The sequence below is a fragment of the Luteimonas sp. MC1750 genome (genome assembly GCF_016615955.1).
In the GTDB taxonomy this organism is placed as follows: Bacteria; Pseudomonadota; Gammaproteobacteria; order Xanthomonadales; family Xanthomonadaceae; genus Luteimonas.
On sequence record NZ_CP067113.1, the window covers coordinates 1359303 to 1376956 of the forward strand.

Here is a 17654-nt window from a genome sequence, read left to right on the forward strand (position 1 = left end):
GCGAAGTCGTCGGCCGGTGCGCCCGGACGCTTGGCCGCGCAGTGCGAAGGGTCGATGGCTTGGCTCACGGCGCGTCACCCGGTTCCAGTTCGACCTCGACGCCCTCCAGCACCGCGCCTGCGATCTCGATCCTGGGTGCGCTGGCGCGGGCGTGCAGGGGAGGCAGCGGCGAGCCCGTGGCCGCGGCGTCCATCCACGTGAGGACGTCCGCGATGCGCAATCCCGCGACCGCCTGTGCGCCGTCCCGCCGCAGGTGCAGGCCGACCGGGTCCGAGGCGTCGCGCGCGCCGGCATAGACGAGGGTTGCCGCAAGCGGCGACGTCGATGTGCCCAACGGCGCCGGAAGCGCCGGCCATGTGGCAGGCCAGGCCGGCATCGCGCCGTCGAGTTCGAGCAGCAGCGCGTCGCCGAACGCGAACCGTCCGTGGGCATCCACATCGGGTATCAGGTCCTTGCCGCGCAGGGCGATGGCCGCCGGCACCAGGGTCCAGATGCCGTCGCGCAGGCGCAGCGGCCCGTGGGCACCCAGCGTGAAGCGCAGCGGCTCGCCGCCGCCGCGGTACTCCGCCGACATGCCCAGCTTCAGCGGTGCGACCCGCAGCACGCCGTCGTCGAAACGCAGCGGCCCCGATGCCGCGACAAAGGCCGGCAGCCGCCAGTTTGCGCCGTGGATCTGCACCTTGCCCCGGGCGCTGACCCCGGTGCCGTTGGCCGGCCGCGTCGCGGCCAGGCGCAGGTCGAAGTCGACGCGGAGCGGCGCCGCCAGTTCCAGGATGCCGCGGGCTCCGGCCGCCACCGGCTGGCCTTCGGCGAACAAGGCCACGTCCAGGTCCAGGCCGGCGAGCGTCCAGCCTTCGCCGAGCAGGCGGCCGTCGCGCACGCCGATTCCGTCGGACAGGGTCGGCAGGCGACCGGCGCCGGGCGGCCGGCCGGCCAGCCAGGCCTGCAGCCGCGCGAGCTCCAGCACCGGTGCGTCCAGCTCGATGCGCTCCAGGACCAGCGGCGCGCCGCGATCGCGCAGCGTCGACCACGGCAGCGACACCAGCACCCGCCCGGCGCGCAGCAGGGGTTCGCCGCCACCGGGCGCCCGCGCGACCACGTCGTGAACCTCCAGCAGCGGCGTGCCCCGCAGGCGGTAGCGCACCTCGCCCTCGAAACCGATGTCGAGGCCAAGTGCGTCACCCACGCTGCCCAGTGCGATCCGGGCCAGCTGGCGCGGCTGCATCAGCACCGCCGCGGCCAGCGCGACGAGGAGCAGCACGACCACGGCGATGCCGGCGGCGAGCGCGAGCCCGCGGCGCAGCCTCACGCCCCGAGCGCCTCCGGCAGCAGGGCGTCGACGAAGGCCTCGGCGTCGAAGACGCGCAGGTCCTCGGGGCGCTCGCCGATGCCGGCGAAGCGGATCGGGATGCCGAACTCCTGCGCCAGCGCGAACACCACGCCGCCCTTGGCGGTGCCGTCGAGCTTGGTCACCACCAGCCCGGTGACGCCCGCGGCCTGGTGGAAGTGGCGCAGCTGGCTGAGCGCGTTCTGGCCGGTGGTGCCGTCGATCACCAGCAGCACCTCGTGCGGCGCGGCCGCGTCGACCTTGGCGAGCACGCGCTTGATCTTCGACAGCTCGGCCATCAGGCCCTGCTGGGTGTGCAGCCGGCCGGCGGTGTCGGCGATCAGCACGTCGGTGCCGCGCGCCCGCGCCGCCTGCAGCGCGTCGAATGCGACCGCGGCCGGGTCGGCGTCCTGGCCCTGCGCGACGACCTGCACGCCGTTGCGCTCGCCCCAGGCCTGCAGCTGGGCGACGGCGGCGGCGCGGAAGGTGTCGCCGGCGGCGAGCATCAGGCCGCGGCCCTCGTCCTTGAAGCGCTTGGCGAGCTTGCCGATGGTGGTGGTCTTGCCGACGCCGTTGACGCCGACGGTGAGGATCACGAACGGCTTCGCCGCCGGGTCGATCACCAGCGGCCTGGCGACCGGCTCCAGCAGCCGGACGAGGTCGGCCCGCAGCGCGCCGCGCAGCGCGTTGGCATCGGCGAACTCGCGCGCCTTCATGCGCTTGCGCAGCGAGTCGACCAGGCGCGTGGTCGCGGAAATGCCGACGTCGGCGGTCAGGAGCGCGGTCTCGATCGCGTCGAGGAGGTCGTCATCCAGGCGCGGGTTGCGCGAAAACAGCCCACCAAGGCCGCGGGCGATGCCGCTGCCCATCAGCCGTTCGCGCCAGCCCGACCTGCCGGGTGCAGCCGCGGGCTTTTCCTGGGTCAGGGCGACGGGAGGAGAGGAGGGCGCTTCCGGCCAAACCAGCGTCGGCGTGTGCGCTGCGGCGTCGGCGACGGGTGCGCTCGCGATGGCCGGCGCAGCAGGCGCAGCACCCATCCGCGTCCCGGGCGTCGCAGGCGGGACCCTTGCTTCGGGTAGGGCGCGGGTCTGCTGATCCTCGAGTGCTTCGGCCACTGCAGGCGCTTCCGCAGCCTCGGCAGGCTCCACCGCGGGCAGCGACGCCGACCGCGACGCGGCTGCCTCCACCGCATCCGCCGCATCGACGACGTCAGCCCCGGCCAGTTCGGCTTCCCGCGACACGCTCCACGGATCGAGCACCTCCGCCGCCGGCGCGTGCTCGGCCGCCGCCTCGCCCATCGCGCGCGCGGCCTCGATCGCCTCGGCGGCCGCGCTCAGCGGGGAGCGTTCGTCCTTCGCCGGCTTCGCCTTGTCGGCGTCGGGTTTCCAGCGGCGGAACAGGCTGACCATCGCAATCGGACCGGGAAAAAGGGGGGTGCGCATGCTCGCGCAAGCGCGGACAATGCCGCGTCATGGTACCACCGGCCCCACGCGCTCCTTCCCGTTCCGCAGCCCCCGGCAGCGTGCGCATCATCGCCGGCCGCTGGCGTGGCAGCCGGCTGCCGGTAGCCGCCGCGCCCGGCCTGCGGCCGACGTCGGACCGCGCGCGCGAGACCCTGTTCAACTGGCTGCAGCCGATGCTGCCCGGCGCGCGCGTGCTCGACCTGTTCGCCGGCAGCGGTGCGCTCGGGCTGGAAGCGCTGTCACGCGGTGCCCGCGAGCTGGTGCTGGTGGAGCGCGACCCGGCGCTGGCGCAGTCACTGCGCGACACCTGCGCCCGGCTGGACGCCGGGGACGCGGCGGTGGTGCTGCGCGCGGACGCGCTGGAGCTGCTGCGCGCGCCGCTGCACGGGCGCTTCGACCTCGTGTTCCTCGATCCGCCCTTCGATTCCGGTGCCTGGGACGTAGCGCTCGCCAGGCTCGGGCCCTGGGTCACCGACGACGCCTGGCTCTACCTCGAGTCGCCGGCGACCGCCCCGGCACTGGCCGGGCCGGACTGGCGCTCCTTCCGCGAAGCGTCGACCCGCGACGCCCGCCATGCGCTGTTGCGGCGCGCGCCCGCGCCCTGACCGGCGCCATCCGGCGCTGATACACTCGCGCGGCATCGACCACCCAGGGACACGGCGAAGCCAGGCATGAGCACAGCCCGAAACAGGATCGCGGTCTATCCCGGCACCTTCGATCCGATCACGAACGGCCACGTCGACCTGGTCGATCGCGCCGCGCCGCTGTTCGACCGGCTGGTGGTCGGCGTCGCCGAGAGCCCCGGCAAGGGCCCGGCGCTGCCGCTGGAGCTGCGCGTGGAGCTCGCGCGCCAGGCGGTTGCGCACCATGGCAACGTCGAGGTCCGCGGCTTCAATTCACTGCTGGCCCACTTCGTGTCGGAGATCGGCGGCGGCGTGCTGCTGCGCGGCCTGCGCGCGGTGTCCGATTTCGAGTACGAGTTCCAGCTGGCGAGCATGAACCGCCACCTCATTCCCGAGGTGGAGACCCTGTTCCTGACGCCGGCCGAGCAATACGGCTTCATATCCTCGTCGCTGGTACGCGAGATCTCCCGCCTTGGCGGCGATGTCTCGGGCTTCGTGCCGGCGGCTGTGGCTGAGGCGCTGCAGGCCGAATGGCGGCGCGCGGGATAGACTGACCACCAACGCAACGAAACATCCTGGGGAACACCAATGAAGACCATCCCGCGCCTGATGCTGACCGCCTGCCTCGCGATGCCGCTGCTCGCCGCCTGCAAGAAGGACGAAGCGCCCGTCGCCACCGTCGCCGCGCCGGTGACCGCGCCGACCACCGCCGACGACGCCGCGTGGCGCACCTACGTCTCCGACGTGGTGACCCGCAACATGGAAGGCATCGGCAACCAGCCCTACGTCTACTACCTGCCGGCGCCGACCGGCGACGAGGCCGCGGACGCCGGCAACTACGAGCGCCTGGCCGACAAGGCCAGCAGCGACGTCTCGCGCGGCATCGTGCGCGGCAACATGCTGGCCTACGCCTCGTCGGATTCGACGAAGATGGCCGACATCGTGGTCGACGCCTTCGCCAGCGTCGCGCCCGACACCATGAAGGGCGTGCGCGTGGTGTTCATCGGGAGCGGTGCCGACCAGGCCCGCGTCTCCGACGCCGTCGCGCCGGCCGGCGTCGAGTTCGTCTTCGTCGAGGCGAAGTAAGCCCGACCGGGCTGCCGCCGGCCTCCAGCGCCGGCGGCGGCTCCCGCGCCCAGGGTCTACAATGGCCCCATGGCGCTGCGCATCAACGAGCTCTGCATCAACTGCGACGTCTGCGAGCCTGCGTGCCCGAACGAGGCCATCGCGCAGGGCGAGACCATCTATCTGATCGACCCCGCGCGCTGCACCGAGTGCGTGGGGCATTTCGACGAGCCGCAGTGCGTCGTCGTCTGCCCGGTCGAGTGCATCGACCCGGATCCCGACATCCCCGAGACCCATGAGCAGCTGCTGGCCAAGCTCCGGCGGCTGACGGAGGAGGCTGCGTGACGCCATCGACCCTGCTGCGCCGGATGGCGCTGCCGCTGCTGCTCGCCCTGGTTCCGGCGGGCCTGGCCGTAGCCGCGGACGGAGCGGCAGCCCAGCCGCGTGCCGCGCAGGTGGCGCAGGGCGCGAAGCCGCCGGGTGCCGCCATCGCCTCGGCGCACGCCTTGGCCACCGACGCCGGCATGGCCGTGCTGGCCGACGGCGGCAACGCCTTCGACGCCGCGATCGCGGTGTCCGCGGTGCTATCGGTGGTGGAGCCGATCAGCTCCGGCATCGGCGGCGGCGGATTCTTCCTGCTGCACGATGCCGCGACCGGGCGCGACGTCTTCGTCGACGCGCGCGAGACCTCGCCGGCGGCCGCCGCGCCCGAGCGCTACCTCGATGCCGAGGGCGGATTCGACCGCGACCGGGCCACCAATGGCGCCTGGTCGGCGGGCATCCCGGGCCTGCCCGCGGCCTTCGTCCACCTGCAGGCGAACTACGGCAAGCTGCCGCTGTCGCGGACCCTGGCCCCGGCGATCCGCATTGCGCGCGAGGGCTTCCCCGTCTACGGCCGCATGGCCCGCGGCTACGAAGCGCGACGTACGGTCATGGAGCGCTATCCCGGCACCCGCGAGGTCTACCTGGCCGGCGGGCGCCCGATCCGCGAAGGCGACCTGTTCCGCCAGCCCGACCTTGCGCGCACGCTCGAGCTGCTGGCCGAGCGCGGCCATGACGGCTTCTACCGCGGCGACGTCGGCCGCAAGCTGGTCGCGGGCGTCAATGCCGAGGGGGGGCAGTGGACCGCGGACGAACTCGCTGCCTACCGCGTGCGCGAGCGCGAGCCGATCCGCTTCCGCTACCGCGACTGGGACATCGTCACCGCGCCGCCGCCGTCGTCGGGCGGGATCGCGCTGGCGCAGATGCTGCAGATCCTCGCGCCGTACGACCTGGGCGCGATGGACGACGCGCAGGGCACCCACCTGGTGGTGGAGTCGATGCGCCGTGCCTTCCGCGACCGCACCTTCTACCTGGGCGATCCCGACTTCGTCGACGTGCCGCAGCGCCTGCTGACCAGCCCGGACTACGCCGCCGGCCTGCGCGCCACGATCCATCCGGAGCGCGCGACGCCCAGCGACCTGCTCTCGGGCGCACCCACGCCGCTGGAGGACGAGGAGACCACGCACTTCTCGATCATCGACGCCGAGGGCAACCGGGTCGGCGCGACGCAGACCGTCAACCTGCTGTACGGCTCGGGCCTGGTGGCGCCGGGCACCGGCGTGCTGCTGAACAACGAAATGGACGATTTCGCGCTGAAGCCCGGCACGCCCAACGCCTTCGGCGTGATGGGCTTCGACGCCAACGCGCCGGCGCCAGGCAAGCGCATGCTGAGCTCGATGGTGCCGACCTTCATGCTCTCCGACGACAAGGTCGCGGTGCTCGGCACGCCGGGCGGCAGCCGCATCATCACCATGGTGCTGCTGGGCGTGCTCGGCTATGACGCCGGGCTGTCGGCGACCGACGTGGCGGCATTGCCGCGCTACCACCACCAGTGGATGCCCGACGCCATCCAGGCCGAGGCCGGGACCTTCGACGTGGCCACCGCCCAGGCGCTGCGCGCGATGGGCCACAACGTGGTGCGGCCCGAGGACGAGGTGGCCGAAGGTCGCCGCTCCAGCGATGCCTGGGGCAATTTCCAGACCGTCGCCTGGGACATCGCCAACACGCGCATGGAAGGCGGCACCGACCCGCGCAACCCGGTCGGCAAGGCCGAAGTGCGCGCCAAGGGGAAACCCTGAAGCACACGATCACCGCTCCGGCCCATCGCGGCTGTAGCCGCTCCTGCAGTGATCTTTCTAGGACGTCGCGATGAAGCTCTGGTCGATCGAAGGCAATACCCAGCGCCTGGACGGCGGCTCGATGTTCGGCAACGCGCCGCGGGCGATGTGGTCGAAGTGGATGCAGCCCGACGAGGCGAACCGCATCCCGCTGGCCACCCGCGCCCTGCTGGCGACGCCGCTCAACGGCCGCACCGTGCTGTTCGAGGCCGGCATCGGTGCCTTTTTCGAGCCGAAGCTGCGCGAGCGCTACGCCATCGGCGGCGACGGCCACGTGCTGCTGGACTCGCTGCGCGAAGCCGGCTTCGGCCACGGGGACATCGACGTGGTGGTGCTCAGCCACCTGCATTTCGACCATGCCGGCGGCCTGCTGTCGGCCTGGGAAGAGGGCCGCGCGCCGGAACTCCTGTTCCCCAATGCCACCTTCGTGATCGGGCGCGAGCAGTGGGAGCGTGCGCGGGATCCGCACCCGCGCGACCGCGCGAGCTATATCCCCGAGCTGCTGCCGCTGCTCGAGGCCAGCGGCCGCGTCGAGCTGGTCGACGGCGACCGGACGCCGGCGCTCGGGGACGCGGTGCGCTTCCACTGGAGCCACGGCCACACCCCCGGCATGATGCTGTCCGAAGTGCTTGGGCCGGAGCGCCGCGGCGACGGTCACCACGGCGGCGTGGTGTTCTGCGCGGACCTGGTGCCCGGGCTGCCCTGGGTGCACGTGCCGATCACCATGGGCTACGACCGCTGCGCCGAGACCCTGATCGACGAGAAGCAGGCCTTCCTCGAGGACAAGCTCGCGCGGGGCGTGCACCTGTTCTTCGCCCATGACCCGGACTGCGCGCTGGCGCAGCTGGAGCGCGACGGACGCGGCCGGTTCACCGGCGTGCACCAGGTGCGGAGGCTGCAGGCGCGGCTGCTCGGCGCCGCTGGCTGAGGATCAGCCCGGGCCCGCCCGGTTCAGCAGCAGCCAGGCGAGGCAGCCCGAAAGCAGGGTCGCCAGCGCGGCGATGGTCCACGGCAGCCAGAGCTGCCAGGCCGGGGCGCGCTCGGGCGGCGTGCGTTCCTTGCCGGAGGCGTCGGGTATTGGCCTCGGACGTTGCAACGCTTGGTCCGCTGCCGCTGCCGCTGCCGCTGGCGCTGCCGGTGCCGGTTCCGGTGCCCGTGCCGGGCCGCCGCCCGGCATCAAAGCGGCTCCGCTCGGCTCCGGTCGCAACGGCGATTCGCGCGCGGCGCCGTTGCGCGTGCCGGCCGACCCGTGCAGCGTGGCCGCGGTACCGGGCCTCGGCGGCAACAGCGTCGCCGGCAGCGCCAGCCGGTAGCCCTCGCCATAGATCGTCTGCAGGATCGTGCCGTGGCTGTCGCCCAGCGCCACCCGCAGCCGGCGCATGACCTTGGAGACCGCGCTGTCGAAGACGATGCTGGACTCCGGCCAGGCCGCGGCGATCAACGTGGGGCGCGGCACCACGCGCTCGGCGTGGCGCAGCAGGCACTCGAGTACCGCGAGCGCCCGGGCATCGAGCTCCACGCTGCGCTCGCCGGCATGCAGTCGACGGAAGGCGGGCACCAGGCGATAGCGCCCGAACAGCCATTCCTCCGCCAATGAAGCCTGGAGCGGCGGGATCCGGCCTCCGGGGGCCGGGGATGTCGGCGGGAGCGGAGCGGTGGCCACACCCCGGGCAACGCGGGATGCCGGGCCTGCAGGCCAGCCGGCTGGGCGCCTGTCAGGCGCCGGTGCCGAAGATCTTGTCGCCGGCGTCGCCCAGGCCCGGGAGGATGTAGCCGAGGTCGTTGAGGCGTTCGTCGATCGAGGCGACGTAGACCTCGACGTCGGGATGGCGTGCCTCGAGCGCGCGCAGGCCCTCGGGCGCGGCGACCAGGAACAGGCCCTTGATCCGCGTGCAGCCGGCTTTCTTCAGCATGTCGACCGTGGCCACCAGGGTGCCGCCGGTGGCCAGCATCGGATCGAGGATGAGCGCGGTGCGGTCGGCCATGTCGCCAACCAGGTTCTCGTAGTACGCCATGGCCTCGAGCGTGGACTCGTCGCGCTTGATGCCGACCACGCCGACCTTGGCCGCGGGAATCAGCTCCAGCACGCCGTGCAGCATGCCCAGGCCCGCGCGCAGGATCGGCACCAGGGTGATCTTGCGGCCCTTGATCCGGCGCACGCGGACCGTGCCGGCCCAGCCCTCGACCTCCGAGTCCTCACACTCCAGGTCGGCGGTGGCCTCGTAGGTCAGCAGGGATGCGACCTCGCCCGCGAGTTCGCGGAAGGTCTTGGTGCTGTTGTCGACGCGGCGCATGAGGCCGAGCTTGTGCTGCACCAGCGGATGGCGGACTTCGACGATCTTCATGACGGAAGTCTAGCGCGCAGCGGCGTACGTGACGCCGGTAACCCGGCTGAAACATCGCGGAAATAGGGTGTGCGGCGTCGACCATACCGAGTCCCGCCGTGTCCAAGCATCATCCGCTCCATCTCGCCATCGTCGCCGGCCTTGCCCTGGCCACCGCCGGGCACGGCCATGCCCGCGATCGGGTCGTGTCGCCCGATGTGGCCGGAGCTGCTCCGCCGCCGGCCGCTGCGGCGGCGCAGGCGGTGGCTGCCGCCGCGGCCGTCGATTTCGCCGCCATCGAGGTCCGCGGCCAGTTCGAATCGCAGATGCGCGCCATCGACTTCAAGCGCGCCTCGGATGCCATCCAGGACACGGTGTCCGCGGACTCCATGGGCCAGTACCCGGACCAGAACGTGGGCGAGTCGCTGTCGCGCCTGCCGGGCATCAGCGTCACCCGCGACCAGGGCGAAGGCCGCTACGTCGTGATCCGCGGCCTGGACGCGGCGCAGAACTCGGTCAACGTCGACGGCATCGGCATGGGCACGCCGGAGGACAGCAGCCGCGCCGCGCCGCTGGACGTGATTCCCTCCGAGTCCACCGAGCGCCTCACCGTGGTCAAAGCCCCCACGCCCGACCTGCCGGGTGACTCGCTGGGCGGCACGATCATGGTCGAGTCCGCGTCGGCCTTCGACCGCGCCGGCCGCAACATGCGCTTCAAGGCCGAGGCCAGCCACCAGAACCTCAGCGGCGAAACCAGTCCCAAGGCCGCCTTCAACTTCAGCGAGGTCTACAACGATACCTTCGGCGTGGCCTTTGGCCTGAGCTGGCAGGACCGCGACTACGAGTCGGACAACATCGAGGTCGAGTACGACGACCCGTTCGAGGACGCCGCCGGCGAACGCCTGACCCCGGTCGAGATCCAGCAGCGCAAGTACACGATCAACCGTGAGCGCACGGGTGTGAACCTCAACCTCGACTGGCGCCCCGACAACGACAACCAGTACTACCTGCGTACGCTCTACACCGACTTCACCGACGCCGAGACCCGCCAGAACCACATCATCCCGGTGGGCGAGGGCGACATCACCGGCTACGACGGCAACAGCTGGACGGTGGAGGACATCGCCGCCGACGACTTCGGGCGCCGCCTGCGCTACCGCACCAAGGAAGAGGACACCTTCACCATCAGCGCCGGCGGCATGAACCGCATGGGCCACGCAAAGTTCGACTACCAGCTCGGCTACACCCAGGCGCGCGAGCGCGTGGACGATGAGGTCGAGATGCGCTTCGAGTACCTCGGCGACGAGGACATGGCGATCCGCGTCGGCCCCGGCCGCATCCCGGCGTTCGACGTGATCGATCCCGCGGGCGGCGACGCCTGGCTGCGAAACGCCAACTACGGGCTGGATCGGCTGGTCGTGGCCCCGAAGCAGGTCGACGACGAGGCGATCAGTGCGAAGCTCGACTTCACGTACACCGGCGAAGCGGTGACCTGGAAGAGCGGCCTGCTCGGCCGCTGGCGCGATCGCGACGTCAACGTCGACGAGGCCGAGTTCCGCATCGGCCCCGACATCGACCTGGCTGGCTGGACCACCGGCTCGCCCGGCTATCGCCACGGCAACATGGGCGACGGGCTGTCCTCGAGCGCGATGCGCCGCTACCTGCGCCGGAACCGACAGCTGTTCTCCGAGCGCCCGGGCGACGTGGCCGAGAACACCCTGGTCTCGCTGGTCGAGGACTACACGGCCAGCGAGGACGTACTCGCCGCGTACCTCATGGGCACGATGGACTTCGGCAACCTGCGCGTGGTGGCCGGTGCCCGCGTCGAACGCACCGACTTCGACGCCAGCGGATGGATGGTGGACCTGGACGAGGATGGCGAGCTCACCGCCGCGCCGTCGTCGGCGTCCAAGTCCTACACCAGCGTGCTGCCCGGCCTGCACCTGCGCTACGACACCGACGGCGACTGGGTGCTGCGCGGCGCGGTCACCAAGACCATCGCGCGCCCGGGCTTCGGCGACATCACGCCGCGCGCCAGCATCAACCGCGACGACGAGGAGGTCGACCTCGGCAACCCGCAGCTCGATCCCTACGAATCGCTGAACTTCGACCTGTCGTTCGAGCGCTACATCGGCGACTCGGGCATCTTCTCTGCCGGCATCTTCCACAAGTCGATCGACGGCTACATCGTCGAGACCTGGACCAACGACGATCCGGCCTTCCCGGGCTATGACGTGACCCGCCCGGTCAACGGCGAAGACGCGAGCGTGCTGGGCGTGGAGCTCAACTGGCAGCAGAAGCTGGACTTCCTTCCGGGTGCGTGGAGCGGCCTGCTCGTGGGGCTGAGCGGCACCTGGCTCGACACCGAGTTCGTGGCCGGCACCGAGGACCGCGCGGGGGAGGAGTTCATGCTCCCGCTGTCCTCCGAGCGCCTGTACAGCGCGCACATCGGCTGGGAGAACGAGCGCGTCAGCACCCGCCTGGCGGCGGTGTATCGCAGCGAGTACCTGGACGAGATCGGCAGCGACCGCCGCTACGACCTCTGGGTCGCGCCCAACACCCAGCTCGACTTCAGCCTGGACTACAGGGTCGCCGACAACTGGAGCCTGTACCTCGAAGCCTCAAACCTGCTCGACGAGCCGCTGGAGCTCTACCAGGGCACGCCGGCGACCACGCTGCAGAACGAACTCTATGGCCGCAGCTACACGCTCGGCGTCAAGGTCAATTTCTGAGGATGCACATGATGAAGAACCGGACCATCCCGAACGCAGCCTTGCGCGCGCTCGCCATCAGCGGACTGGCGCTGGCGCTCGCCGCCTGCGGCGGGGCAACGGCACCCGACGCCGGCAGTGCCATGGTCGAAGACGCCGAGGATCGCGCTGATCGCGCCCGCGAGGCCGTGCGCGCGGATGCCGCGGAGGCCGTGACCGTTCCGGAGGCCTTCGCCACCCCGATGACCCCGGAGGACAACATCGACTCGGTTGCGAGCTGGACCGCGCCCGACGGCCAGGTGCTGCTGCTGGCCACCGCCAAGTCCACCCATCGCCTGGTGGTGTACGACGGTGCCACGGGCGCGCTCGTGCGGCATGTCGGCGAGCGAGGCGCGGGTGCGGGGCAGTTCGACCGCCCCAACGGCATCGCCGTCGCCGACGACCTCGCCTTCGTGGTCGAGCGTGACAACCGTCGCGTGCAGGTGCTTCGCCTGCCGGGCATGCAGACCGTCGCCGAGTTCGGCGCCGACGTGCTCAAGCTGCCCTACGGCTTGTGGATCAACGAGGTCGACGGAGGCTACGAGATCTACGTGACCGACGCCTGGATGACGGGGGAAGACGCCCAGGGCGAGGACATCCTGCCGCCACTGGACCAGCTCGACCGTCGCGTGCACCGCTTCGCCTTCGCCCCGCAGGGCAACGGCTTCGCGGCCCGTCATGTCGGCGCGTTCGGCGACACCAGCCCCGACGGCGCGCTGCGCGTGGTCGAATCGCTCTGGGGCGATCCCGCCAACGACCAGCTGCTGATCGCCGAGGAAGACGAGACCTACGCCAACGAGTTCAAGGTCTACGACCTCGCGGGCAAGTACAGCGGACGCACCATCGGCGCGGAATTCCTGCAGGCGCAGGCCGAGGGCATCGTGCTCAAGACCTGCGCCGACGGCAGCGGCTGGTGGATCACCACCGAGCAGGGCAAGGGCCGAACATCCTTCCACCTGTTCGAGCGTGGCTCGCTGGACCACGTCGGCGCGGTGGCCGGTCCCACCGTCGCCAACACCGACGGCATCTGGCTGCACGACGCGCCGGCCACGGGCTTCCCCGACGGCGTGCTGTACGCGGTGCACGACGACCAGGGCGCCGTGGCCATCGACTGGCGCGAGATCGCCTCGGCCCTGGAGTTGCCTGCATGCGCGCGTTGACCCGCGCCGACGGGTCGATGTCACCGCGCGACGGCGCGGCTGCAACCGTGAACAGGTCCAGGCCCGCGGCCAGACCTTGCCGCGCGCGGCTGCTGACTGCGCTGCTGCCCGCCCTGCTGCTGGCCGGACCCGCCTTCGCCGATGAAGCCTTCGGCCCCGGTATCGTCGCGCTGGAGCCCAACACGCTGGTCCCGGCAGGTGATCTCCATTACGCACCCGCGGCGTACCCGGACCGCATCGTCGCCTCTCCGGTGGAAGATCCCGCGCGCGGCTTCCAGGTGTCGTGGCGCACCGCCGCAGGCGTCGAAGCGCCGCGGCTGGAGCTGGTGGTCGCGGGCGACTCGCCCGCCGTCGGCGAGCCGCGCAGCCTGGCTGCCCGCAGCACCGCCTTCACCACCGAAAACGGCGCCGGCAGCCAGCACCAGCTGGACGTCGACGGCCTCGAACCCGACACGCTCTACGCCTTCCGCGTACAGGGCGGCACCGGCTGGTGGAGCCCGTGGCGCCAGCTGCGCACTGCCGCCGCGCCCGGCACCGCGCTCGAGTTCCTGTACTTCGGCGACACCCAGAACAAGAACGCCAGCCACGGCAGCCGCGTCCTCCTCGAAGCCCTGCGCCACGCCCCGCGCGCGCGCCTCGCACTCTTCGCCGGCGACCTGGTCAGCGGCGGCGACGGCGAAGACGACAACGAGTGGGGCGAATGGACCGACATCACCGCCCCCGTCGCCGCGACCATGCTCATCGCCCCCGTGACCGGCAACCACGAATACTTCGAGGAGTTCGAGGACACGCCGCAGGAGCGCCGCGTGCTCGGCCTGCACTGGCCACACATGTTCGCGCTGCCCGGCAACGGGGCGCCCGGCGCCGAAGCCACCACCTACTGGTTCGACATGCACGACGCCCGCTTCGTCGTGCTCGACGGCACCTCGGCCCTGGACCTCGGCACCGCCGCCGCGCAGGCGCAATGGCTGGATGGCGTGCTGCGCGACAACCCGCGCGCCTGGTCGATCGTCACCATCCACCAGCCGATGTACTCGCCGCGGGAAGGGCGCGACAACGCCCTGCTGCGCGAGCACCTGATGCCGGTGCTCGAGCGCCATGACGTGGACCTCGTGCTGCAGGGGCACGACCACACCTACGGCCGTCGCGCCGGTGACTCGGGGGCGGCCACGCCCCAGTACGTCGTCTCGGTGGCCGGCGCCAAGCAGTACCTCCTGTCACAGGAGGCCCGCGACACCATGGCCCCGGTGGGCGAAGACACCCAGCTGTTCCAGGTCGTGCGCATCGACGGCGACACGCTGCGCTACGAAGCGCGTACGGTGACCGGGCGCCTGTACGACGCCTTCTCGCTGGTCGGAGACCGCGCGGGGAGCCGCAGGGTGGTCGAGCACACCGAAGGCCGGATCGCCCCCCGCGACTGTGGGCGTACCGGAACGCTCAAGGGCCGCGCGGACCGCTGCTGGGAGTAGGGCGGCTTCAACCGCGCGCTTCGGTACAGGGATGATCGCGGCTGTAGCCGCTCCTACAGGAACGGCCTGCCCACCACTGTAGGAGCGGCTACAGCCGCGATCCAGCCCACGACCGGATTCCAGCGATCCAGTCCACGACCGGATTCCAGTGGCGCGGGTGTCCGTATCAGGCCGCGGCCTTCACCCGTGGCCCTTCCAGCAGCGCGCGCTTCACCATCGACACCACCAGGTCGAGTTCGTCCTCGCCCATCTCGAAGCGCGGGGTGAAGCGCAGCGAGTTCTCGCCGCCGTGGATCACGCCCAGGCCCTGCTCGCGCAGCCACTCCTCGGTCGAGCCCGCGCCGTAACCCTTGAAGCCCGGTGCCAGTTCGCACGAGAACAGCAGCCCGGTGCCCTGGACCTTGGTGATCAGCCCGTCCAGCTCCGCCTTCAGCGCCTCGAGCTTCGCCAGCGCCTGCTCGCCGCGGAGGCGGATGTTCGCGCGCACGGCGGGCGTCACCATCCCCAGCACGGTGACGCCAACGTCGGCCGCACGCGGGTTGCCGGTCATGGTGTTGCCGTAGGTGCCGCGCTTGTAGATGCCCGCCGTGCGCGCGTTGACCGCGAGCACCGACAGCGGGAACTGGCCGGCGTTGAGCGCCTTGGAATAGGTCTCCATGTCCGGCGCTTCCTGGCCCTCGAAGCCCGGGTAGTCGACGATCGACAGCGCGCCGGTGGCGCGCAGGCCGGCCTGGATCGAATCCACCAGCAGCAGCGAGCCGTGCGCCTTCGTCAGCGCGCGCGCCGCGGCGTAGAAGTCCACCGGCACGCTGCGGCCGGGATCGCCTTCGCCCATGACCGGCTCGAGGAACATCGCCTCGATGAACCAGCCCTTGGCATCGGCATCCGCGAAGGCCTGCTTCAGCGCCTGGATGTCGTAGGGCGCCACCACCAGCACGCTGTCCTCGTGGCGGTAGCTGGCCAGCGCGTTTTCGTAGGCCTTGCGGGTGGAATTGGAATACAGCGCCGGGGCTTCGGTGCGGCCGTGGAAGGCGCCCTTGACCACCAGGCGCTTGACCGTGCGCCCGGCGTGGCGGCCGCCGGCGTCGGTCATGGTCTTGGCGTTGGTGTCGGCGATGCGTGCGGCCAGCGACACCGACTCCGAACCGGAGTTGAGGCACATGAAGGCCGCGTACGGGCACGCGCCGGCGGCCTGGCCGATCTCGGCACGCAGCGCGCGGTCCAGCCGCAGCTGCGAGAGGTTCGGGGTCATGATGTTGGCCAGCGCCTGCGGCTTCGCCATGGCCTCCAGCACCTGCGCGGGCGCGTGGCCGAAGCCGAGCATGCCGTAGCCGCCGGTGTCGTAGAGCACCGCACCCTTGAGGGTCACGATCCAGGGGCCGCGGGCGGCCAGCGCCACGTAGGGGTTCACGCCATCCTGGGGATAGAAGTTGACGAACCCGGCCTGGACCGCCTGGATCTGGGCGTCCTCGTCGAGATCCAGCAGGTCGGCGCAGTCGGCCTCGATGCGCGCGAATTCCGCCGCGGCGGCGTCGATGGCGGCGACCAGGTCGGAGTGCCCTTCGGCGAAACGCGCGATGGTGGCGTCGTCGAGACCCGTGGTCCGGCGCTGGCCCTTGCGGGCGCGGAGCGGGGCGAGGGCGGTGATGGTGGCGGTCATGGCGGTTCCTCCGGACGTGGCGAGGCCCGGATGGCCGGGCGATTCCCTATCGTATCGGGAGGCGTTCGTCGGTTGGTAGGTGCGATCTGCTCGGAAACCCTGTGGTTTTCGGCGGATCGACGATAGAATCCGGCCATGAAGCTGAGCCCCGCCGACGAAGCCCTGCTTTCGCTGCTGCGCGAGGACGCGCGCATGCCCACCGCGGCGATCGCGCGCAGGCTGCAGCTGTCGCGGACCACCGTGCAGAGCCGGATCGAGCGCCTGGAGCGCAGCGGGGTGATCGCGGGCTACACCGTGCGGGTGGACGACCAGCACGAACGCGAGCGCATCCGCGCGCTGGTCATGATCACCGTGTTCCCCAAGCAGGCGCCGGGCGTGGTCGAGGCGCTGCGCCAGTACCCGGGCGTGCGCGCGCTGCATTCGGTCAACGGCGCCTGGGACCTGGTGGCGATGGTGGTGGTGGCGACGATCGGCGAGATGGACGCGCTCACCGACCGCATCGGCGCGCTGGATGGCGTGGAACGCACCACCTCGACCCTGCTGCTGTCGACCAAGTTCGAACGTTGAGGCCCGCTTGAAGAAGTCCGATTTCGCCTTCGACCTGCCGCCGGCACTGATCGCGCAGGTGCCGCTTCCCGAGCGCTCGGCGAGCCGCATGCTGGTGGTCCCGCCCGGCGACGCCGGCCATGGCGACCACCAGGTGCGCGACCTGCCCGACTTCCTGCGCGCGGGCGACCTGCTGGTGTTCAACGACACCCGGGTGATCCCGGCGCGCCTGTTCGGGTGCAAGCAGGGCAGCGGCGGGCGGGTCGAGATCCTGATCGAGCGGCTGCTGCCGGGCAACGAGGCGCGCGCCCAGGTCGGCGCCAGCAAGACGCCCAAGCCCGGCAACCTGATCGAGCTCGACGCCGGCGGCGTGGCCGAGGTGGTGGGGCGCGACGGCGGCTTCCACCACCTGCGCTTCCATGTCGACGGGGCGCTGCAGTCCTGGCTGGAGAAGGCCGGGCGGATGCCGCTGCCGCCCTATATCCAGCGCGACCCCGGCGCCGACGACGCCGAGCGCTACCAGACCGTGTTCGCGCGCGAGGCCGGCGCGGTGGCCGCGCCCACCGCGGGCCTGCACTTCGACCAGGCGCTGCTCGACGCGCTGCACGCGCGCGGGGTGCAGGCCGGCCACGTCACCCTGCACGTGGGTGCCGGCACCTTCCAGCCGATGCGCGTGGACGACGTGCGCGAGCACCGCATGCACAGCGAGTGGATCAACGTCGGCGCGGCTCTGGTCGAGCAGGTGCGGCGCACGCGCGCCGCTGGCGGCCGGGTGGTGGCCGTGGGCACCACGGTCATGCGTGCGATGGAATCGGCGACGGTGGAGGGCGTTCTGCACCCCTTCGCCGGCGAAACCGCGATCTTCATCGTGCCCGGCTACCGGATCACCTCCGCCGACATCCTGCTGACCAACTTCCACCTGCCGGAATCGACGCTGCTGATGCTGGTGTCGGCCTTCGCCGGGCGCGAGCGGGTGCTGGCGGCGTATGCGCACGCGGTACGCGAGCGCTACCGGTTCTTCTCCTATGGCGACGCGATGTTGCTCCATCGCAACGATTGATCCGGGTGTTGTCGAGTATCATTCTCATTAAGCGGCCCGGCCGCGCTC

16 protein-coding genes are annotated in these 17654 nt (G+C 71.5%); 11 read left to right on the forward strand and 5 right to left on the reverse strand.

The window, feature by feature from the left end; genetic code table 11:
* Positions 1-64: 64 nt before the first annotated feature.
* Both JGR68_RS06420 and ftsY read right to left on the reverse strand, forming a co-directional pair.
* On the reverse strand, positions 65-1309 hold the full coding sequence (locus JGR68_RS06420) for a hypothetical protein (RefSeq protein WP_199361557.1): 1245 nt from the start codon (positions 1307-1309) through the stop codon (positions 65-67).
* Positions 1306-2769 carry a signal recognition particle-docking protein FtsY gene (gene ftsY / locus JGR68_RS06425; RefSeq protein WP_234446613.1) on the reverse strand — a complete coding sequence of 488 codons (1464 nt, stop codon included), beginning with the start codon at positions 2767-2769 and terminating at the stop codon, positions 1306-1308. The genes JGR68_RS06420 and ftsY overlap by 4 nt, the downstream gene beginning before the upstream one ends.
* 29 nt (positions 2770-2798) lie before the next feature.
* Here ftsY and rsmD point away from each other — a divergent pair, with 29 nt between their 5' ends.
* The 6 genes from rsmD to JGR68_RS06455 all read left to right on the forward strand — a co-directional run bounded on the left by rsmD (position 2799) and on the right by JGR68_RS06455 (position 7565).
* The gene (rsmD, locus tag JGR68_RS06430) at positions 2799-3395 is read left to right on the forward strand and encodes a 16S rRNA (guanine(966)-N(2))-methyltransferase RsmD (protein ID WP_199361556.1); all 597 of its coding nucleotides are present in this window, start codon (positions 2799-2801) and stop codon (positions 3393-3395) included.
* A 66-nt stretch (positions 3396-3461) separates the two neighbouring features.
* Positions 3462-3962 (forward strand): pantetheine-phosphate adenylyltransferase, encoded by a 501-nt coding sequence (gene coaD, locus JGR68_RS06435; protein WP_199361555.1) that lies wholly within the window; start codon positions 3462-3464, stop codon positions 3960-3962.
* A gap of 39 nt (positions 3963-4001) precedes the next feature.
* Positions 4002-4499, forward strand: coding sequence for a hypothetical protein (locus tag JGR68_RS06440; RefSeq protein ID WP_199361554.1), 498 nt, complete (start codon positions 4002-4004; stop codon positions 4497-4499).
* A gap of 69 nt (positions 4500-4568) precedes the next feature.
* Complete coding sequence (locus JGR68_RS06445) at positions 4569-4823, forward strand: YfhL family 4Fe-4S dicluster ferredoxin (RefSeq protein ID WP_199361553.1); 255 nt, start codon at positions 4569-4571, stop codon at positions 4821-4823.
* 23 nt (positions 4824-4846) lie between these two features.
* A complete protein-coding gene (gene ggt / locus JGR68_RS06450) occupies positions 4847-6598 on the forward strand; it encodes a gamma-glutamyltransferase (protein ID WP_199361673.1) in 1752 nt (583 codons plus the stop codon).
* 70 nt (positions 6599-6668) lie between these two features.
* The gene (locus JGR68_RS06455; RefSeq protein WP_199361552.1) at positions 6669-7565 is read left to right on the forward strand and encodes an MBL fold metallo-hydrolase; all 897 of its coding nucleotides are present in this window, start codon (positions 6669-6671) and stop codon (positions 7563-7565) included.
* Between the two features lie 3 nt (positions 7566-7568).
* On the opposite strand, the gene JGR68_RS06460 is transcribed toward JGR68_RS06455, so the two are convergent.
* Positions 7569-8231 carry a winged helix-turn-helix domain-containing protein gene (locus JGR68_RS06460; protein ID WP_199361551.1) on the reverse strand — a complete coding sequence of 221 codons (663 nt, stop codon included), beginning with the start codon at positions 8229-8231 and terminating at the stop codon, positions 7569-7571.
* A 121-nt stretch (positions 8232-8352) separates the two neighbouring features.
* Entirely contained in the window at positions 8353-8982 is a 630-nt protein-coding gene (upp, locus tag JGR68_RS06465; RefSeq protein WP_199361550.1) for a uracil phosphoribosyltransferase, read from the reverse strand.
* A 146-nt stretch (positions 8983-9128) separates the two neighbouring features.
* Here upp and JGR68_RS06470 point away from each other — a divergent pair, with 146 nt between their 5' ends.
* The 3 genes from JGR68_RS06470 to JGR68_RS06480 all read left to right on the forward strand — a co-directional run bounded on the left by JGR68_RS06470 (position 9129) and on the right by JGR68_RS06480 (position 14340).
* Entirely contained in the window at positions 9129-11693 is a 2565-nt protein-coding gene (locus JGR68_RS06470; RefSeq protein ID WP_207750145.1) for a TonB-dependent receptor, read from the forward strand.
* 8 nt (positions 11694-11701) lie between these two features.
* A complete protein-coding gene (locus JGR68_RS06475) occupies positions 11702-12871 on the forward strand; it encodes a phytase (protein ID WP_199361549.1) in 1170 nt (389 codons plus the stop codon).
* Between the two features lie 113 nt (positions 12872-12984).
* Positions 12985-14340 carry a metallophosphoesterase family protein gene (locus tag JGR68_RS06480; protein WP_234446631.1) on the forward strand — a complete coding sequence of 452 codons (1356 nt, stop codon included), beginning with the start codon at positions 12985-12987 and terminating at the stop codon, positions 14338-14340.
* Positions 14341-14506: 166 nt separating this feature from the next.
* Here JGR68_RS06480 and JGR68_RS06485 read toward each other — a convergent pair whose 3' ends face one another.
* Positions 14507-16000 carry an aminotransferase class III-fold pyridoxal phosphate-dependent enzyme gene (locus JGR68_RS06485; protein WP_199362228.1) on the reverse strand — a complete coding sequence of 498 codons (1494 nt, stop codon included), beginning with the start codon at positions 15998-16000 and terminating at the stop codon, positions 14507-14509.
* 135 nt (positions 16001-16135) lie between these two features.
* On the opposite strand from JGR68_RS06485, the gene JGR68_RS06490 reads away from it, so the two are divergent.
* Entirely contained in the window at positions 16136-16567 is a 432-nt protein-coding gene (locus tag JGR68_RS06490) for an Lrp/AsnC family transcriptional regulator (RefSeq protein WP_199362227.1), read from the forward strand.
* Positions 16568-16574: 7 nt separating this feature from the next.
* On the forward strand, positions 16575-17606 hold the full coding sequence (queA, locus tag JGR68_RS06495) for a tRNA preQ1(34) S-adenosylmethionine ribosyltransferase-isomerase QueA (protein ID WP_199362226.1): 1032 nt from the start codon (positions 16575-16577) through the stop codon (positions 17604-17606).
* Positions 17607-17654 lie beyond the last annotated feature (48 nt).

What these genes read in the sequence shown, in the direction of transcription:
- rsmD (WP_199361556.1), top strand. Translation starts at nt 2,799, where the DNA reads ATGGTACCACCGGCCCCACGCGCTCCTTCCCGTTCCGCAGCCCCCGGC.
- upp (WP_199361550.1), bottom strand. Translation starts at nt 8,982, where the DNA reads ATGAAGATCGTCGAAGTCCGCCATCCGCTGGTGCAGCACAAGCTCGGC.
- JGR68_RS06485 (WP_199362228.1), bottom strand. Translation starts at nt 16,000, where the DNA reads ATGACCGCCACCATCACCGCCCTCGCCCCGCTCCGCGCCCGCAAGGGC.
- JGR68_RS06490 (WP_199362227.1), top strand. Translation starts at nt 16,136, where the DNA reads ATGAAGCTGAGCCCCGCCGACGAAGCCCTGCTTTCGCTGCTGCGCGAG.
- JGR68_RS06440 (WP_199361554.1), top strand. Translation starts at nt 4,002, where the DNA reads ATGAAGACCATCCCGCGCCTGATGCTGACCGCCTGCCTCGCGATGCCG.
- JGR68_RS06445 (WP_199361553.1), top strand. Translation starts at nt 4,569, where the DNA reads ATGGCGCTGCGCATCAACGAGCTCTGCATCAACTGCGACGTCTGCGAG.
- JGR68_RS06455 (WP_199361552.1), top strand. Translation starts at nt 6,669, where the DNA reads ATGAAGCTCTGGTCGATCGAAGGCAATACCCAGCGCCTGGACGGCGGC.
- ftsY (WP_234446613.1), bottom strand. Translation starts at nt 2,769, where the DNA reads ATGCGCACCCCCCTTTTTCCCGGTCCGATTGCGATGGTCAGCCTGTTC.
- ggt (WP_199361673.1), top strand. Translation starts at nt 4,847, where the DNA reads ATGGCGCTGCCGCTGCTGCTCGCCCTGGTTCCGGCGGGCCTGGCCGTA.
- coaD (WP_199361555.1), top strand. Translation starts at nt 3,462, where the DNA reads ATGAGCACAGCCCGAAACAGGATCGCGGTCTATCCCGGCACCTTCGAT.
- JGR68_RS06475 (WP_199361549.1), top strand. Translation starts at nt 11,702, where the DNA reads ATGATGAAGAACCGGACCATCCCGAACGCAGCCTTGCGCGCGCTCGCC.